10 protein-coding genes and 1 rRNA gene are annotated in these 16,650 nt (G+C 45.9%); 5 read left to right on the top strand and 6 right to left on the bottom strand.

The genetic code is table 11. The annotated features are described in order from the left end of the window. Positions 1 to 118 precede the first annotated feature (118 nt). A 5S ribosomal RNA gene (gene rrf, locus C510_RS0105065) occupies positions 119 to 227 on the top strand. Positions 228 to 614: 387 nt separating this feature from the next. Here the strand turns inward: rrf and nadB are convergent. Continuing rightward, positions 615 to 2,192, bottom strand: coding sequence for an L-aspartate oxidase (nadB, locus tag C510_RS0105060; protein WP_018710252.1), 1,578 nt, complete (start codon positions 2,190 to 2,192; stop codon positions 615 to 617). Positions 2,193 to 2,366: 174 nt separating this feature from the next. Here nadB and C510_RS0105055 point away from each other — a divergent pair, with 174 nt between their 5' ends. The 4 genes from C510_RS0105055 to dacB are packed head-to-tail and all read left to right on the top strand — an operon-like array spanning position 2,367 to position 6,000. Beyond that, positions 2,367 to 2,795, top strand: coding sequence for a PH domain-containing protein (locus C510_RS0105055; RefSeq protein ID WP_018710251.1), 429 nt, complete (start codon positions 2,367 to 2,369; stop codon positions 2,793 to 2,795). A 15-nt stretch (positions 2,796 to 2,810) separates the two neighbouring features. After that, positions 2,811 to 3,203 carry a hypothetical protein gene (locus C510_RS0105050; protein ID WP_022340483.1) on the top strand — a complete coding sequence of 131 codons (393 nt, stop codon included), beginning with the start codon at positions 2,811 to 2,813 and terminating at the stop codon, positions 3,201 to 3,203. Positions 3,204 to 3,249: 46 nt separating this feature from the next. Next, complete coding sequence (gene lpdA / locus C510_RS0105045; protein WP_018710249.1) at positions 3,250 to 4,593, top strand: dihydrolipoyl dehydrogenase; 1,344 nt, start codon at positions 3,250 to 3,252, stop codon at positions 4,591 to 4,593. A 9-nt stretch (positions 4,594 to 4,602) separates the two neighbouring features. Beyond that, positions 4,603 to 6,000, top strand: a complete 1,398-nt coding sequence (gene dacB, locus C510_RS0105040) for a D-alanyl-D-alanine carboxypeptidase/D-alanyl-D-alanine endopeptidase (RefSeq protein WP_026320109.1) — start codon at positions 4,603 to 4,605, stop codon at positions 5,998 to 6,000. Positions 6,001 to 6,082: 82 nt separating this feature from the next. Here dacB and C510_RS0105035 read toward each other — a convergent pair whose 3' ends face one another. From C510_RS0105035 to C510_RS0105010, 5 genes are all read right to left on the bottom strand, one after another. Continuing rightward, on the bottom strand, positions 6,083 to 6,694 hold the full coding sequence (locus C510_RS0105035; RefSeq protein WP_018710247.1) for a polysaccharide deacetylase family protein: 612 nt from the start codon (positions 6,692 to 6,694) through the stop codon (positions 6,083 to 6,085). Positions 6,695 to 6,702: 8 nt separating this feature from the next. Continuing rightward, entirely contained in the window at positions 6,703 to 10,032 is a 3,330-nt protein-coding gene (locus tag C510_RS0105030) for a DUF2723 domain-containing protein (protein WP_018710246.1), read from the bottom strand. A gap of 545 nt (positions 10,033 to 10,577) precedes the next feature. Then, complete coding sequence (locus C510_RS0105020) at positions 10,578 to 11,354, bottom strand: metal ABC transporter ATP-binding protein (protein ID WP_018710244.1); 777 nt, start codon at positions 11,352 to 11,354, stop codon at positions 10,578 to 10,580. A 10-nt stretch (positions 11,355 to 11,364) separates the two neighbouring features. Further along, complete coding sequence (locus C510_RS0105015) at positions 11,365 to 12,240, bottom strand: metal ABC transporter solute-binding protein, Zn/Mn family (RefSeq protein WP_025892207.1); 876 nt, start codon at positions 12,238 to 12,240, stop codon at positions 11,365 to 11,367. 182 nt (positions 12,241 to 12,422) lie between these two features. After that, the gene (locus C510_RS0105010) at positions 12,423 to 16,367 is read right to left on the bottom strand and encodes a two-component regulator propeller domain-containing protein (RefSeq protein ID WP_018710242.1); all 3,945 of its coding nucleotides are present in this window, start codon (positions 16,365 to 16,367) and stop codon (positions 12,423 to 12,425) included. Between the last annotated feature and the right edge of the window lie 283 nt (positions 16,368 to 16,650).

Genomic DNA, 16,650 nt, shown 5'->3' with positions numbered 1-16,650 from the left:
ATTGCCCGTCGACTTTCCCCGTTTCACGGAGGATGGGTGGCATATACGTCCGGCGCTTGCGTCGGGGACTTGGGCACTGTTGCTTGAGAATCATGTTACAGGGATATATGAAAGGTATTCAGGTGACTATAGCACGAAGGTTCCACCTCTTCCCATTCCGAACAGAGAAGTTAAGCTTCGTCACGCCGATGGTACTGCGCAAGTGGGAGAGTAGGTAGTCGCCGTCTTGAGGCCCCGGATTCCGCAAGGAGGTCCGGGGCTTTTTTTGTGTCCCGTCGTGCCGTCGGTCCGCCGGACGCCCCGCACGGCCTTCCGCCGTGAATCCTCGCTCGCGGGACATATCCTTCACGGTGAAACATCCCCCTTCACCGAAAATGCCTTGTATACCAGGCTGCTGCCTGGCTTGTGAAGGCGTGAAGTCTGTTTCCGGAAACACTTCTGTAAGAGATGCTGTGCTTGTCTATCTTCGTTTCATTGATTCTACCCTATATTTTTATACTTTGAGTAGAGGAATATCTACATACATGAAAGATTATAAAAAATGCCTTCTAGAAAATTTGATAACATTTTCTGGAAGGCATGATGAAACTCTTAGTCAAAAGACGAAGCTGTTGTTATTCTTGGTTTGTATGATGCGGATAATCGATGGTGTAGTGCAAACCACGGCTTTCTTTGCGTTCCATCGCTTGTCTGGTAATCAGATACCCTACATTAATCATGTTGCGCAACTCACAAATCTCACGAGAAGCCTTTACGCGCTTGAATAAGCGCTCTGTTTCTTCATAGAGTATATCCAGTCTGTTCCATGCACGAATGAGGCGGAGATTGCTTCGTACGATGCCTACATAGGCTTCCATAATCTGATTGACTTCCTTCATGCTTTGAGTAATCAGAATACGTTCTTCGTTGGATATGGTTCCTTCTGCATCCCATTCCGGAATATCTTCGTTGAAATCGTAGCGGTCTAGGACACTGATAGCATGTTTTGCGGCTGCATCTGCATAGACAACAGCTTCTATCAATGAATTTGAAGCCAGACGGTTTCCTCCATGCAGACCGGTGCAAGAACATTCACCGATGGCGTATAAGCGTTTGATGCTGGATTGTCCGTCCAAATCTACTTTGATACCTCCGCACAGATAGTGTGCTGCCGGTGCTACAGGAATATAGTCTTTGGTAATATCAATTCCAAGGCTCAGGCATTTCTTGTAGATATTGGGGAAATGTTTCTTGGTTTCTTCCGGGTCTTTGTGTGTTACATCCAGGTATACATGATCTTCTCCACGTAGTTTCATTTCACTGTCGATGGCTCTGGCTACGATATCTCTTGGGGCAAGAGACAGCCGTGGATCATATTTCTGCATGAATTCTTCTCCGGCCAGATTCTTGAGTACGGCACCGTATCCACGCATAGCTTCTGTTATCAGGAAGCTGGGACGATCTCCCGGATGATACAAGGCTGTGGGATGGAACTGGATAAATTCCATATCTTTTACTACTCCTTTTGCACGGTACACCATGGCGATACCGTCGCCTGTAGCTACCAACGGGTTTGTGGTGTGATTGTATACAGCTTCACAACCTCCTGTAGCCATGACTGTCACCTTAGAGAGGAAGGTATCTACTTCGCCGGTCGCTTCATTCAATACGTAAGCTCCGAAACATTTGATACCCGGAGTATGGCGGGTAACGATAATTCCCAAATGATGCTGAGTAATGATTTCTACCGCATAGAAATTGCTGAATACAGTAATGTTGGGGTGTTTCTTGACTGTTTCAATCAGACTGGTTTGAATTTCTGCGCCGGTATTGTCCTTGTGGTGGAGGATGCGGAACTCAGAATGTCCACCTTCCCGATGCAAATCAAATTCTCCGTTTTCTTTCTTGTCGAAGTCTACTCCCCATTTGATTAATTCTTCAATCTGTGCAGGAGCGTTCTTCACTACTTTTTCTACGGCAGCTGGATCACTTATCCAGTCACCGGCTACCATGGTATCGTGGATATGTTTTTCGAAGTCGTCTACTTTCAGATTCGTCACAGAGGCGATACCTCCTTGTGCATAGTAGGTATTTGCTTCTTCCAGTCCGGCTTTGCAGATCAGTGCAACCGAACCTTTATGCGCTACTTTCAGCGCAAAGCTCATTCCGGCAATTCCTGAACCGATAACGAGAAAATCGAATTTCCTTATCATAGTGTGTGTATATATATCACAAAACTACAAAAAAATTATCCGATATTTATTCATACAACTTTTTTTTACACAGATAAGCGTGCAGAAATTGCACATTTTGTAAAAAAATGGGCATTCCTTGCTTGATTTCTTCAGATTTTATATAACTTCACGGAAAATAAAGTCTTGTAATCTATGGATAGAATTTTTCATCCTCGTATCGGTTGGTGGTATTGGCTGTTGATAGCTGTTACTTCCGGCTTCTTGTTTTATTTCTTTTGGGAACATCACACACTGTTGATGTTGATATTGGCTGTCTGTGTCATTTTTGAAATAGAAATGCTTATCCATACACGTTATATCATTTCTGCTGACAATCATCTTCGGATAGAAACCGGGCGTTTTGTAAGGAATTCCACTATTGAACTGGAGCGTATTGTCCGCATCCGGAAAGTCCGTTCACTGGTATTCTGGGCACCTGCTCTTTCGTTTGACCGGTTAGAGATTATTTGTGAGAAGAAATCGGGAAATGGTACCGCTTCGGTGTTGATTGCACCGCAGAACCCGGATGATTTCATTCATTGGCTGTTGAAGCGCAATAGTCAGATTCAAGTAGATATTTAACTCATTTCAATATTTATGGTACGAAACTTTAAAATTAAACGGACTCCTCCCAGAGTGTGGATAGGAGTTATAATCGTGATTTTTGCTTTCATTTTAGTGGCTTGGAGTACAGATAGTTATTATGGCCTTATTCCGATTATCTTTCCGATTCTATTGTTGATAGATGAACTTCTTGCCAAGGTACAGGTGCAGGAGAATGGAGATATCTGGTTGAAAAGAGGTTTCAGTGGCAGTGTAAAGGCTTACGGAGTCATTCGGGTAGCACGGCGTAAGAAAGCTTTTTTTAGAGGTCGTATCGTGGTTTATTATACCAAAGGATTTATCAGCTTTGATTTGGCCGATGAAGAAGGCTTTTTGCGTTATGCCAAGGAATTGAATCCGCGTGCTATCTTTGTAGACGAAAATTAGAAACAATTTTTCTTCGGAACATCCCTTAACCATAAAATCTGAATCCATGAACTATCAACTTGCTATTATAGGTGGAGGTCCTGCCGGGTATACAGCTGCCGAGCTGGCTGGAAAAGCGGGATTGAGTGTCGTATTGTTCGAAAAGAACAGTTTAGGAGGTGTCTGCCTGAACGAAGGCTGTATTCCTACCAAAACATTGCTATATTCGGCTAAAGTCTATGATTCTGCCAAGCATGCTTCTAAATATGCAGTACAGGTATCGGACGCTTCGGTAGATTTGCCGAAGGTGATATCCCGAAAGAACAAGGTTGTCCGGAAACTGGTATTGGGTATCAAGGCCCGTCTGACGGCCGCTCACGTAAATCTGGTAACAGGAGAAGCTCGTATTGTAGACCGTCATACCATTCAGTGTGGAGAAGAATCTTATCAGTGTGAGAAGCTGATGATCTGTACAGGAAGTGAAACGTTTGTTCCTCAGATACCTGGTATGGAGGAAGTGAACTATTGGACACACCGGAATGCGCTGGAGGCAAAGGAGCTTCCGGCATCGCTTGTCATTGTAGGTGGGGGAGTCATCGGCATGGAATTCGCTTCTTTCTTCAGCAGTCTGGGAGTTCAGGTAACAGTCGTTGAAATGCTGGGAGAGATTCTGGGTGGTATTGACCATGAACTGGCAGCTCTTTTGCGGACGGAATATACCAAGCGTGGGGTAAAATTTCTGCTGAGTGCTAAAGTTATCGGAGTAAGCGAAGCGGATGGAAAAGTACAGGTGAAGATTGAACATCCGGATGGTCCGATAACAGTAGAAGCTGAGAAACTCCTGATGAGTGTAGGCAGAAGGCCTGTCATGAACGGATTTGGTCTGGAGAATCTGAATCTGGAGCTGACGGCCCGTAACCAGGTCAAAGTGGACGAACACATGGAAACTTCTGTACCGGGAGTTTATGTATGCGGTGATTTGAACGGGAAATCCATGCTGGCCCATACGGCTGTCCGCGAGGCAGAGGTAGCGGTTCATCACCTGTTGGGAGAGACTGATACCATGAGTTACCGTGCTATCCCGAACGTAGTCTATACAAATCCGGAAATCGCTTCGGTAGGAGCCAGCGAGGAATTTCTACAGATAACCGGTTTTTCCTACCGGATTATCCGTTTGCCGATGACCTATTCCGGGCGTTTTGTGGCTGAAAATGAAGGAGCTAACGGTGTGTGTAAGGCCTTGGTGGACGATGAAGGCCGTCTGTTGGGTGTACACCTGTTAGGAAATCCGGCATCCGAGTTGATTGTTCTGGCTGGAATGATGGTGGAAGACCACCGGAAATATACCGAATGGAAACAGTATGTATTTCCACATCCTACGGTTGGAGAAATCTTTAAAGAATTGGAGTAATCAATGAAAATACGCGAGATAGGAACCATATTCGTCTGTTGGCTGTCCGTAATGACCGGTATGGCTCAGAATTGGGCAGGACGGTTAGGACAGTTTCTGGATGAATCGCCTTTGCTGGAGACTTCTGAAGTAGGAGTCATGGTCTATGATTTGACTTCCGACAGTCTGGTATTTGCCCATCAGGCCGATAAGCTGTATCGGCCGGCTTCCACAGAGAAGGTCATTACAGCCGTTACGGCATTGGCTACGTTAGGAACCGATTATCCTTTCGTGACACAGGTGGCTTATACAGGAGAAGTAAAAGACAGTATCCTGAAAGGTGATGTGTACGTCATCGGTGCTTTCGACCCGGTATTTATGGAAAAGGATCTGGAACGGTTTTCCGATACGTTGGCAGGGAAGGGCATCCGCCGGATAGAAGGAAAACTGATAGGGGATGTTTCGCTGATGGATTCGGTGTATTGGGGACCGGGATGGTCGTGGGACGACACGCCTTATTCATTCCAGCCTTATCTGTCTCCGTTGATGCTGAACCGGGGATGTGTGGAGGTGACTGTACAACCTGCGGCCAAGGGGCTTCAAGGTACTGTAGAAGTATCTCCTTCTTCCGATTATTATCAGGTAGAAAACCGTTCGGTGAGTCGTACTCCTTCTGCAGGCAAACTGGTCATTACGCGCGATTGGCTGGAGCAGGGAAACCGTATTCAGGTGGCCGGTTGCATCTCTGCCAAACGGACCAAAACATTGAATCTATACGATTCTAAGGCCTTCTTTCTGGAAACGTTCCGTTATCAGTTGGCCAATCGAGGAATACAGGTGGATAGTGTAGGCTATGGCGAATGTCCGATAGGAGCCAAGGAACTGGTGCGCTGTACGCATCCTTTGACTGATGTATTGAAAGTGACACTCAAGAAAAGTGATAATCTGGCTGCTGAAGCCTTATTTTATCACGTAGGGAAGCACGGAACCGATAAAGGTGGTTCTTTAGGTAATTTGGACGGGCAGGTGGCTATCCGTAAATACATGAAGGAACTGGTGGGGATGGACCCTGACCGTTACAGCATTGCCGACGGAAGTGGAGTTTCCTTGTATAATTATATCTCTCCCCATCTGTTGTTGAGTTACCTGAATTATGCCTATCGTCATCCGGTTATTTTCCAACCTTTCTATGACTGTCTGCCGATAGCCGGGATAGACGGGACCTTAGCCAACCGGATGAAGAAGGGAAAGACTTACCGGAATGTACGGGCCAAGACAGGTACAGTAACCGGAGTTTCTTCTTTGGCCGGTTATGTGAAAGCCGGCAACGGCCATTGGCTTTCTTTCGTCATTATCAATCAGAATGTATTGAAGGGCAGGCAGGCCCGGCTCTTTCAGGATGAATTGTGCGAGATTCTGGCAAACTGAAGCCTGGATTATCCAATAAAATAAAAAGCGTCACAGAAGATTCTTGTAACAGTCTTCTGTGACGCTTTTAGTTGGGCTGTATTCAATCGAATACTTTGAATTCATATCCTTGTGCCAACAGCCATTCGATGGAGCGTGGAAGCGCGTATTTCATGTTCTGTTCCGATTTCAAGGAATCGTGGAAGGTGATGATGGAACCGTTCCGGACGTATTGCTTGACTTTCTGGAATACTTGCGGACCGTTCAGCCGTTTGCTGTAGTCGCGGGTTACCAGGTCCCACATCACGATGCGGTATTTGTGTTTCAGTACCCAATACTGAGGCCAGCGCATGTGTCCGTGAGGAGGACGGAACAAGTCGGTATGCAGATATTCATTGGCTTTATCTGCATTGGCCAGATAATTCTTGCTCAGGTATTCGAATCCCCGGATGTGGTTGAATGTATGATTACCGATACGGTGTCCACGTTCTACCACCATCTGATATTCTTTGGGATGTTTCCGGACATTGTCGCCTACCATAAAGAAAGTAGCCTTAATCTGGTATTTGTCCAATAAATCAAGCACCCACGGTGTCACTTCTGGAATCGGTCCGTCATCGAAAGTCAGGTAGACCGCTTTCACCTTCTTATCCATCCGCCAGAGGGCGTCCGGATAAAGAAGGCGTATCAGTTGCGGGGGTTGTTCTATAAACATGACTTTCTTTATTGGGCTGACGCTACACCAGCACGTTGTTCCAGCAGTTTATACAACTGGTTGAACTTATCTGTATAGTGAGTAGCCGAGTCTATTACTTTTCCATTTTCACCCTTCATCTGAGACAGTGTCTTGCATACATCGTCCAGGATGTATAAGTAGCGCATACAGTTCTCGTACGAGTTGGCGAATTGCAATTCATTCAGGCTCAAGTACCAGGTTATGTATTCTACGGCATTGTTTGCTAATGCGTTCAGAATATTTTCCGCCTTTTTATATTGACCTAATTGCATGTAGTCTTCCGCCATTTCCTTCGAGCTGCTCATGATGTAATCGTGCGGTACCGTAGTGCTTGGGATTACCTTCTCACAGTAGTCGAGTGCTTCCAATGCCTTGTCCTTCTTTCCTTCCTTGATGAGCTGGGTGGCCAGTTGGACGAACATGCGGCGGTGTGTGTCACACATGCGCAGTACGGTTTCATCCAGGTAGATGTCCGGATTGTCGATACCACCGAACTTGAACTTGTGCATCAGGTTGTCATACATCTTATCGGTATCAATACGTCTGCCAAGTTCTGTATTGTTGAACGGTGTGATACGGTAAGCCAGACCTTCCTGCAGGAAGTTGTCGGTCAGATTCAAATGGTTATCAGGTCCCACTGTAATGGCCATGTACATCGGTCGTTCCCAGTTGGTATTAGCCAGCATTTCCAGCATCATCAGTTCACTCTTATACAGCACCGATTTTCCCTTCAGTGAGATGTGCATGTATTCCGGAATGGAGTCCGGTGTCAGCATGCCTGAGCGTTTGATGGCTTCCTTATCCAGTTTGATGACGATACTGTCAGTCGGAATCATCTGCAGACCTGCGTCTTTCGGTGCACGTACCCAGTGAGCCAGGATATTCTTCAGTTCATACGGATTGTCGCCGAATTCCTTCTTGGCTTCCTCCGGATTCTGTTTGTAGAAGTTCAGTACCGTTTCCATGGCTTCCGGACGGACATAAACTGCTTCGTTATGACCCGATACATAGTCGATACGGTCCCAGTTGATAGGAACGGAAGGGGAATCATAGGCCGGACGTCTCATCTGGTCGATGTACCAGTCGGTCTGCAGATAGCTCAGGTTACATACACGTACATCGGTACGTACTCCTTCGGTATCCTGATTGTACCACAGAGGGAAGGTATCGTTATCTCCGTTGGTGAAAATTATCGGATTTCCTTCATCCTGTACAGAGTTCAGGTAATTCTGTCCGAAGTCGCGGCAGGTATATCGTCCGCTGCGGTCGTGGTCGTCCCAAGTCTGGCTCACCATCTGGATAGGAACCAGCAGACAGACTACACTGGCCAGGATGGCGGCAGGTTTCTCACCCATCTTCTTGCCGAGGTATTCGCTGATGGCAGCTACTCCCAGACCAATCCAGATGGCAAAGGCATAGAATGAACCGGCGTACGCGTAATCACGTTCACGCGGTTGCAGCGGTGTCTGGTTCAGGTACAATACGATGGCCAGACCGGTCATGAAGAAGAGGAAGAAGACCACCCAGAACTGCTGGATACCTTTTTCTCCCCGGTAAGCCTGCCAGAAGAGTCCGATGAGTCCCAATATCAATGGCAGACAGTAGAATACGTTGTGTCCCTTGTTGTTCTTCAGTTCACTCGGAAGCAGGCTTTGGTCGCCTACCAGTTTGTTGTCGATGAACGGGATACCTGTAATCCAGTTACCGTGTTCTATCTCGCCTTGTCCCTGGATGTCGTTCTGACGGCCGGCAAAGTTCCACATGAAATAACGCCAGTACATGTAGTTCAACTGGTAGATGAAGAAGAACTTGATGTTTTCCCATTGGGTAGGCATTTTCACCATAATCATTTCACCGCACTGGTCATACGGAACCTGGCGGCCTTCGATGCCTCCCAGCCAGTCTTCGTAGGCCTGTGCATGTGCATCGCTGTACATACGCGGGAAGAGCATGTTCTGGGCATATTTATATTCCGTTTTGTGACGTACGATTTCGTAGCTGTCCTTTTCATCGGGAGTTTCCTTTTCCTTCCGCTGGTAGACAGGAGCGCCTTCCACCACATCGTACATACATCCTCCGTCTACCTGCTTCAGTGCCGGTCTGGAAGAGTAAGCCTGTCCGTAGAAAAGCGGACGGGTACCGTACTGTTCACGTCCCAGGTATTCTCCCAAAGTGAAAATATCTTCCGGAGAGTTCTGGTCCATAGGCGGATTGGCCGAAGAACGGATAACGATGACGGCATACGATGAATACCCCACCAGCATCATCATCATGGCCAGCAGACTGGTGTTCAGTGTGCGTGCGCTGACGCGGTATTTCTGCGGAATATTGGCAAACAGGTAGAAAGCCAGGATGCCCAGTACGATGATACCGATGAAGACACTGCTCCATCCGTGACCGTAAAACGGAATACCCAGCATGGCTACACTGGCCAGGAAGGAAATGTTCATGCGTTTGCTGCTCCTCACCGTATAGCTTTCGTATACACTCCAGATGATGCAGGCAGTCAGCAGAATGATGTAGACTATCAGACCGCTGTTGAATGAAAATCCTAAATCGTTGACAAACAGAAGTTCAAACCAACCTCCTACTTTTACGATACCTGGAACGATACCGTACAGTACGACAGCAATCAGCACCATGGAACCGGCCAGGGCTAACAGACTGCCTTTCAGGTTAGCATTCGGATTCTTCTTGTAATAGTATACCAACACGATGGCCGAGATACACAACAGATTCAGCAGATGGACACCGATAGACAGACCGGTCAGGTAAGCTATCAGGATGAGCCAGCGGTCGCTGTGAGGTTCGTTCGCCCGGTTCTCCCATTTCAGGATGAGCCAGAATACCAGGGCTGTAAACAGGCTGGAGTAGGCGTAGACTTCGCCTTCTACGGCACTGAACCAGAATGTATCACTCCACGTATAAGCCAACGCTCCAACTACTCCGGAGCCCATGATGGTAATCAGTTTACCGGTAGTCATCTGGTTGTTGTCCGGACAAATCAGTTTTTTAGCCAGGTGGGTAATGCTCCAGAACAGGAACAGGATACAGGCGGCACTCATCAGGGCACTCATGATATTGACCATGCGGGCTACCTGCGACGGGTCACTGGCAAACTGACTGAACAAGTTGGCGGTAAGCATAAAGAAAGGTGCGCCGGGCGGGTGGCCGACTTCCAGTTTATAACCGGTGGTAATGAATTCAGGGCAATCCCAGAAGCTGGCGGTCGGTTCGATGGTCATGCAGTACGTAAAGGCTGCAACGACGAAAGTCAACCAACCTACCAGGTTGTTGATCGTGTTGTACTGTTTCATGAACTATTTTTTCTCGTTAACGTTAATCGCGGCAAAGATAGTAAACATTTGTCAATCAGAATACCAAAGAACGAATATTCTTGTCAACGCAAGTTAAAAGGCTTGTCAGGTTTCGGTATTTTCTTTAACGGTTCAGCTTTCAATGCTTACCTGAAGGTTTGAAGATATAAAATGCCAGATAAGTCAGAGCTCCACTGGCTAAGGTAGCTAACAAATAATAATAATCAAAAACGCCAAAAGGGATTATTTCATAAAGAAACCATACCATTACACTGTATAGAGTGGCTTTGTATGGGGTATATTTGTTCATTCCCACTACTAGCAGGGTTAAGGATGGAACAGCTACCCAGTTTCCTATAGTATCGGCAAAATGATAGTCATATAGATGATTGGCATAAATATATGGCCGATATGTATTGGACAATACTACTCCTAAGATAAAGAAAAACAGAGCACCTAAGATATATGTTATTTTATATTGCGTTTCTATTCGGCTGTTGTTTGGCTGATGTGAAGTGTTGATTGTCAATAGATTATTGATGAAATCAATGTTCTTCGGAATGGTGATGGCATTTCAGTACCCGGTGCGGCAGGTTGCCGTGTCCTAACAGCTCAATGGGACAGCCGAAATGTTCTTCCAGCCATTCGGCGGGGATTTCAGTGTCCGGATGATAGTCCAGGGTGCCGTTTACGCAGGCGATGGTCTTTACATTCTGGAGTACGGTGCCGATGTCGTGGCTGACCAGCACGATGGCGCATTCACGGTTGATGTCTTCCAGCAGGGAATAGAGTTTGGCTTCAAACCGCTTGTCGATGTATGTATTGGGTTCATCCAGGATAATCAGTTGCGGGCACGATACGATGGCCCGTCCCAGCAGAGCCCGCTGGAGCTGTCCGCCGCTCAACTGACCGATGGCTCGTTGTTCCAGCCCTTCCAGTCCCATACGGGCGATGGTTCTTTCTACCTGCCGGTGCTGTTCGGCGGTGAACCGGCTGAACAGTGATTTCTGTTTGTTCAGTCCGGAGAGTACCACTTCGTATACCGAGATGGGGAATTTCTTGTCGATGTGATTGTATTGAGGCAGATAGCCTATGCTTACTTCCGGCACTTCTTTTCCGTGACGGAAGAAACGGATGGTTCCGTGGACAGGTTTCAACAGGCCGAGGATAACTTTCATGAGGGTAGTCTTTCCCCCTCCGTTCGGCCCGATGACTCCCAGAAAATCTTTTTCGTACACGGTCAGGTTTACATCTGTCAGTACCTGTTTCCGGTCGTAGGCGGCCGAAATGTCGGTCAGTTGTATCAGCGGTTCGTGTGTCATAAGTCGGAGGTTAAGGGTTACTCAATGCTTTGGCGATGTTGATCATCTCCTCGTTCCAGTGGTAGCTGAGCGGATTGATGGGGATGACATTTACCTGCAGTTCCCGGGCGATGATTTCCGCGTTCCGCGTATCGAATTCCTTTTGGACGAAAATGATTTTGGGCTGTTCTTCCCGGCAGAGCTGAATCAGTTCCTTCAGGTGGGCAGGAGAGGGCTCCTTGCCATCGGCTTCGATGCTGATCTGGTTCAGTCCGTAATCGCGGGCAAAGTAGGTCAGTGCCGGATGATAAATCAGGAAAGTGCGGTCGGCATTTTCCATGAGGGTGTCCATTTCTTTTCCGGTATTGTCAATCACCTGAAGCAGGCTGTCCAACCGGTGCTGATAGTATGGAGTCTGCTCATTATCTATTTCAGACAGGGCCTGGAAGATGTTGTTGGCGATGATTCTGGCGTTTTTCACCGAATTCCAGATGTGCGGTTCCACACCTTCGTGCGCATGATTGTGGGCATTGTCTTCTTCGTGTGAACAGCTTCCGGCCATAAGGGCAACTCCTTTTGAGAGGTCGTAGAAAGGCTGTCCCGGAGCGTTGTCCTGCAGTTTCTTCAGCCAGGTCTGTTCGAACCCGATGTACCCGATACGCAGGAACGCCTTGCTTTTCGCTTGGGCGACAAGTTGCTGGGGGGTAGGGTCGTAAGTTTCCGGACTGTTCCCTTCGGGTACCATGCTGACCACCTTGAAACGGTCGCCCGCTATTGCTTCGGTAAAATAGCGCAACGGTTCGATGGAGACGGTAAGGGTCGGCTTTTCGTCGGTCTGTCTGGAAGGGGCACAAGCAGAAACGCCTATTGTAAATAGAATGATTATCAGGTATATGTATCTTTTCATAAATGAAATGTTTGTTTGATGGAGAGGCAAAGATACATATTTCTTTCCGTGTGCCGAAAACGAACTCATGTTTTATATCAAACGAACTCGTGTTTTCATGAAAACGTCCGGTTGTCTTCATGAAGACAACCGGACGTTTTTTTGCTGTTCAGGTCCGCTACCAGATACGGCAGTTTTCTTTCTTAATGTTTATATTCACTGGGCGGTACCCCGAATTTCTTCTTGAAACTGGCAGAGAAAAATGAAAGGGTGCTGAATCCGGTCATATCAGCTATTTCCGAGATTGTATATTTGCCGGTTGCCATCAGTTCGGCGGCACGGTTTAGTTTATAGTTCCGGAAGAATATACTTGGATTTTCACCCGTCAATGCTTTCAGTTTGTAGTAGAATTTGGTACGGCTTATCTTCATGACTTCTGTAATCTTGATGATATTCAGTTCCGGATTCGACAATTCCTTTTCCATCAACGCATACAGTTCATCCATGAATTTTTTGTCTTGCGGATTGATGGAACCTTCTTCCAGTTGTGTAGTATCTGTACTGTTGCCCAGAATGTTGCGAGCCATGTCTCTGTTGTTGAGTTGTGAAACCAGCAGTGCTTTCAGATATTCCGGGTCAAAGGGCTTGGTGACGTATGCGTTTGCTTGGGCTTTCAGACCTTCTATCTGTTCTTCCATCCTTGTTTTGGCAGTCAGAAGAATTACCGGAATGTGGCAGAAATGATTTCCCGACTTGATTTTCTTGCAGAAAGCTACACCATCCAGTTTTCCCGGCATGACTACATCGCTCAGAATCAGGTCCGGCTTGATGTTCTCCAGTTCGGAAAAAGCACTGTCGGCATCGTATCGGTGAACAATGTGATAACTTCGGCTGAACAGCAGTTTCAGATAAGCGGAGAGTTCGTTGTCATCTTCCACTATCAGTAATACGGGTTTTTCTGTATCTGTATCTGTTTCGTTCTCCAGTTTTTCTGTTTCATCTGTCATGGCTATGGATTCGAAGACAGGAACTTGTGTTGTAGATTGCCGTTCGTTTTCCGGATAGGCTTCATCGTCTACAGGAAGCAGGACAGTGAAGACCGCTCCATGAGGAACGGCATTCTTTACTTTGATGTAGCCATGGTGCAACCATACGAGCCGGCGTACAAAATACAGTCCGATACCTGTACCGCAATTGTAGACAGCTTGTTTGTCACTGTTTATCTGATAGTATTTCAGGAAGATACTTTCCATCTTTTCTTCCGGAATGCCGCAGCCAGTATCTGCCACTTCAAGCAGTACGTACTGATTGAATCTGTCATTTTCGTTCAGGGTGAATAAAGCCGAAGCCTGTTCATGGTTTATTTTTTCTACAGAAACGGTTATCTGTCCTCCTGACGGAGTGAACTTCAAGGCATTCGATAAAAGATTGGCCAGAATTTTTTCCAGTTTGTCTGTATCTATCCATGCAGATAAATTGGCAGGCATGTTGTCGTAGGCAAGTGTAATCTTTTTTTCATCGGCATTGATTTTTACTGTTTCCAGGTAATTACGTACTTCTTGTGTAAGGTCTGTTTTTGTAACGTATAGCCGCAGTGCGTCTCCTTCCAGTTTACCCAAATCCATGATTTGGTTAATCAGTTTCAGCATTCTGTTTACGCTTCGTTGTACCAGCTTCAGCAACCTGGTTTCTTCCTGACTGAAGCTGTTTTTCCGGCAAAGTGTGGCAATGGGGCCTGCTATCATGGTGAGTGGAGTACGGAACTCGTGTGATATGTTTGTAAAGAAGCTCAGGTGCATCTGATTGGTGCGTACTTCCTGTTCCCGTTCCATTTCTGCCCATTGCGCTTTCAGGTGTTCCTTACGGATTCTCTGGATGATATAGATACCAAGCAGGATGATTCCTAAGATAAACACAGAATAGATGAGATATGCCCACCAGCTGAGCCAGGGAGCAGGAGAAATGGCTATATGGATACTGTTTTCGGTTTCGACAATACTTTTGTCATTACTGAAAATACGTACTTTAAAGGTATAGTTTCCGGCGGGCAGATTGGAATAGATGGCTTCTCGGTTGTTCGAAGCATCTATCCAAAGCTTGTCGTGTCCTTCCAGTTTATATTGATAATGTATCTTTTGTGCATTGGTGAAGGTCAGTGCGGCGTACGAGATACTGAAACTGTTTTCATTGTAGTTTAGCCGGATATTGGGATTGAAGTTCAATGATTTGTCGATGATTCCTTCTTGGGTAGGATGTATCCATTCGTTGTATACTTTCAGCTGTTCGAACAGAACGGGAACCTGCTGTTTCCGTCCTACATCGATGGGGTTAAAGTAGGTGAGTCCATGGGCTCCTCCGAAAACGAGGGTACCATCTGCCAGTCTGCATGAACTGTATTGGGCAAACTGGTTTCCTCCGATACCGTCGGATGCATAGTAACCGGTGATGTGTGCATCGGTCTGGTCGTATTTAAACAATCCATATAAGGTACTTATCCAGATATTTCCCTGCTGGTCTTCCTCGAAACTGCAGATGTCTTCACTGGATACTCCTTTTATCTTTGTCAGTGTTTTCAGGTCGGGAGAGAAGTAATATACTCCATCTGAACGTGTACCTATCCAGACTTTTCCTTCTGAGTCCTGGAACATGCATTTTATGATGGCCAGTTTGTCATGAACCTTTTCTTTGAATGGGAGCGTAGTGATTTCGCCCGATACATTGTCGTACAGGTAAAGGTCCATATTGAATGGGGCTATGATGACTTTTCCTTCTTTGACAGGCAGGATGTCCTGTGAATAGATGTATGTTTTCGAACCTTGGCGGTCAAGGTATTGAATTTCTTCGAAGGTATTTTTTCCTGCCGACAGTTTGTATATGAATTCTTCCCGGGAGGATACGAAGACAGTACCGTTCGAATCGCTTCGTATGGCTGTACAAAGATTCGGAAGATGGAATTTCTGCCGGATCTGTAAAGTATTGTTTTGAAGGGTACAGCAATATATATCCTTTTCATTGCATAGAATCCACAAGTATCCTTTTTTGTCGAACTCGATAAACTGGATTCCCCGGGAAGATAAATAGGTGTTGTCCAGGGGAAATGGAACTGCTAGAAGTTCAATGTTGTCTTTCGAAGGTTGATACAGGTACAGGTGTGAGAACAGGTCGAAAGCAACCATTCTTCCTTCCTGGTCGGATGTGACTCCGGAAATATATTTTTTCTGGAAGAATTTGTCGACTACATTGTTGTAGTTGAAATAGTCTTTATTATTGGAGAGGAGGATGGCTCCTTGGTTGTAAGTGCCAAGCCACAGATTCTTTTGGGAATCGGTGAATAAGGTGGTTGCATGGTAGTCGGAAACCTGATACGGGAACGAACTCTCGGACTGGTGAATCATTTTCTGTTCATTGGACTTGTAAAGGAACAGCCCTTTGGAGGTAACCAGATACATTTCCGATTCGGTGTGAAAATGAATGAAAGAAACAATCGTTCCTTTGAAAAGCGGATGGGTAGTCATAGGAGTGGGGACAGGGATGAAATCTTCTGCCTTGGTATCGAAGATACAAAGTCCTTGTTCCGAAGAAATCCACAGATTTCCGTTATTGCTCAGAAAGTTGTATATGGCGATAAACGGTAGCTGGACTCGTTTGATGATTTGGTAGTTGTCTGGGGAGTAACATAATATTTCATTTCCTTCTACACTCCATATCCTGTCTTTCCGGTCTAGGAAATAATGTACAGAGGTAAATGGCTTGTCGTCGTCGAGGGTCAGTACGACATCAAAACTTGATGTCTTTTCGTTGTATTTGTACAGGTGACTGATGGCATCCAGATAGATTTCTCCTTTACTGTTCTCCAGGATGTGTTGAATATTCCAGTTTTCTCCATGTAAGATGAACTGTTTGAAGGTATCGTTTTCCTGATAGATGTTGACACCTCTTTGAGTTCCTACCCACAGACGTTTTTTAGAGTCCAGGTAGAGAGTATTTACTCCATTATAGCTTAAAGAGCTTGGATTGTCCGAGTGGAAGAACTGTTGGTATTGATAGCCGTTATATTTGTTCAGGCCTCTAAAGGTACCTATCCAGATATGGCCGAACTGGTCTTCGGTTATGCTTTGTACTTTCAGGTTGGAAATGGAATAATCCATTCGGACCATGTTTTCCGAATCCTTCGGCCCAGTTTCAAGCGAGGAGTGGCAACCAGGTAAAAATAAGCATACAATAAGGGCTAAGAGGCTAACTAAAGTTTTCATTTACTTTGTCGGTTTAGGTTTTTGTTTCAAGTGCTTTTCTGGTTTTGCAAAGGTAATATCTTTTGTGAAAGTAAGATAAAAATGATGGTAAAAAGTAATTGAAAGCCGTTCCATGAACACAGAAATAAGCCGTTGAACAAATAGAAAACTTCTTTTACTTGTACGAAAATCAATTGTA

The organism is Phocaeicola barnesiae DSM 18169 = JCM 13652, from assembly GCF_000374585.1.
GTDB classification, from domain to species: domain Bacteria; phylum Bacteroidota; class Bacteroidia; order Bacteroidales; family Bacteroidaceae; genus Phocaeicola; species Phocaeicola barnesiae.
Note: the sequence above shows the minus strand (reverse complement) of the source record. Positions and strands in the feature narration are given on the sequence as shown.

What these genes read in the sequence shown, in the direction of transcription:
- C510_RS0105015 (WP_025892207.1), bottom strand. Translation starts at nt 12,240, where the DNA reads ATGAAAAGATACATATACCTGATAATCATTCTATTTACAATAGGCGTT.
- C510_RS0105055 (WP_018710251.1), top strand. Translation starts at nt 2,367, where the DNA reads ATGGATAGAATTTTTCATCCTCGTATCGGTTGGTGGTATTGGCTGTTG.
- C510_RS0105010 (WP_018710242.1), bottom strand. Translation starts at nt 16,367, where the DNA reads ATGGATTATTCCATTTCCAACCTGAAAGTACAAAGCATAACCGAAGAC.
- C510_RS0105050 (WP_022340483.1), top strand. Translation starts at nt 2,811, where the DNA reads ATGGTACGAAACTTTAAAATTAAACGGACTCCTCCCAGAGTGTGGATA.
- nadB (WP_018710252.1), bottom strand. Translation starts at nt 2,192, where the DNA reads ATGATAAGGAAATTCGATTTTCTCGTTATCGGTTCAGGAATTGCCGGA.
- C510_RS0105035 (WP_018710247.1), bottom strand. Translation starts at nt 6,694, where the DNA reads ATGTTTATAGAACAACCCCCGCAACTGATACGCCTTCTTTATCCGGAC.
- C510_RS0105030 (WP_018710246.1), bottom strand. Translation starts at nt 10,032, where the DNA reads ATGAAACAGTACAACACGATCAACAACCTGGTAGGTTGGTTGACTTTC.
- lpdA (WP_018710249.1), top strand. Translation starts at nt 3,250, where the DNA reads ATGAACTATCAACTTGCTATTATAGGTGGAGGTCCTGCCGGGTATACA.
- C510_RS0105020 (WP_018710244.1), bottom strand. Translation starts at nt 11,354, where the DNA reads ATGACACACGAACCGCTGATACAACTGACCGACATTTCGGCCGCCTAC.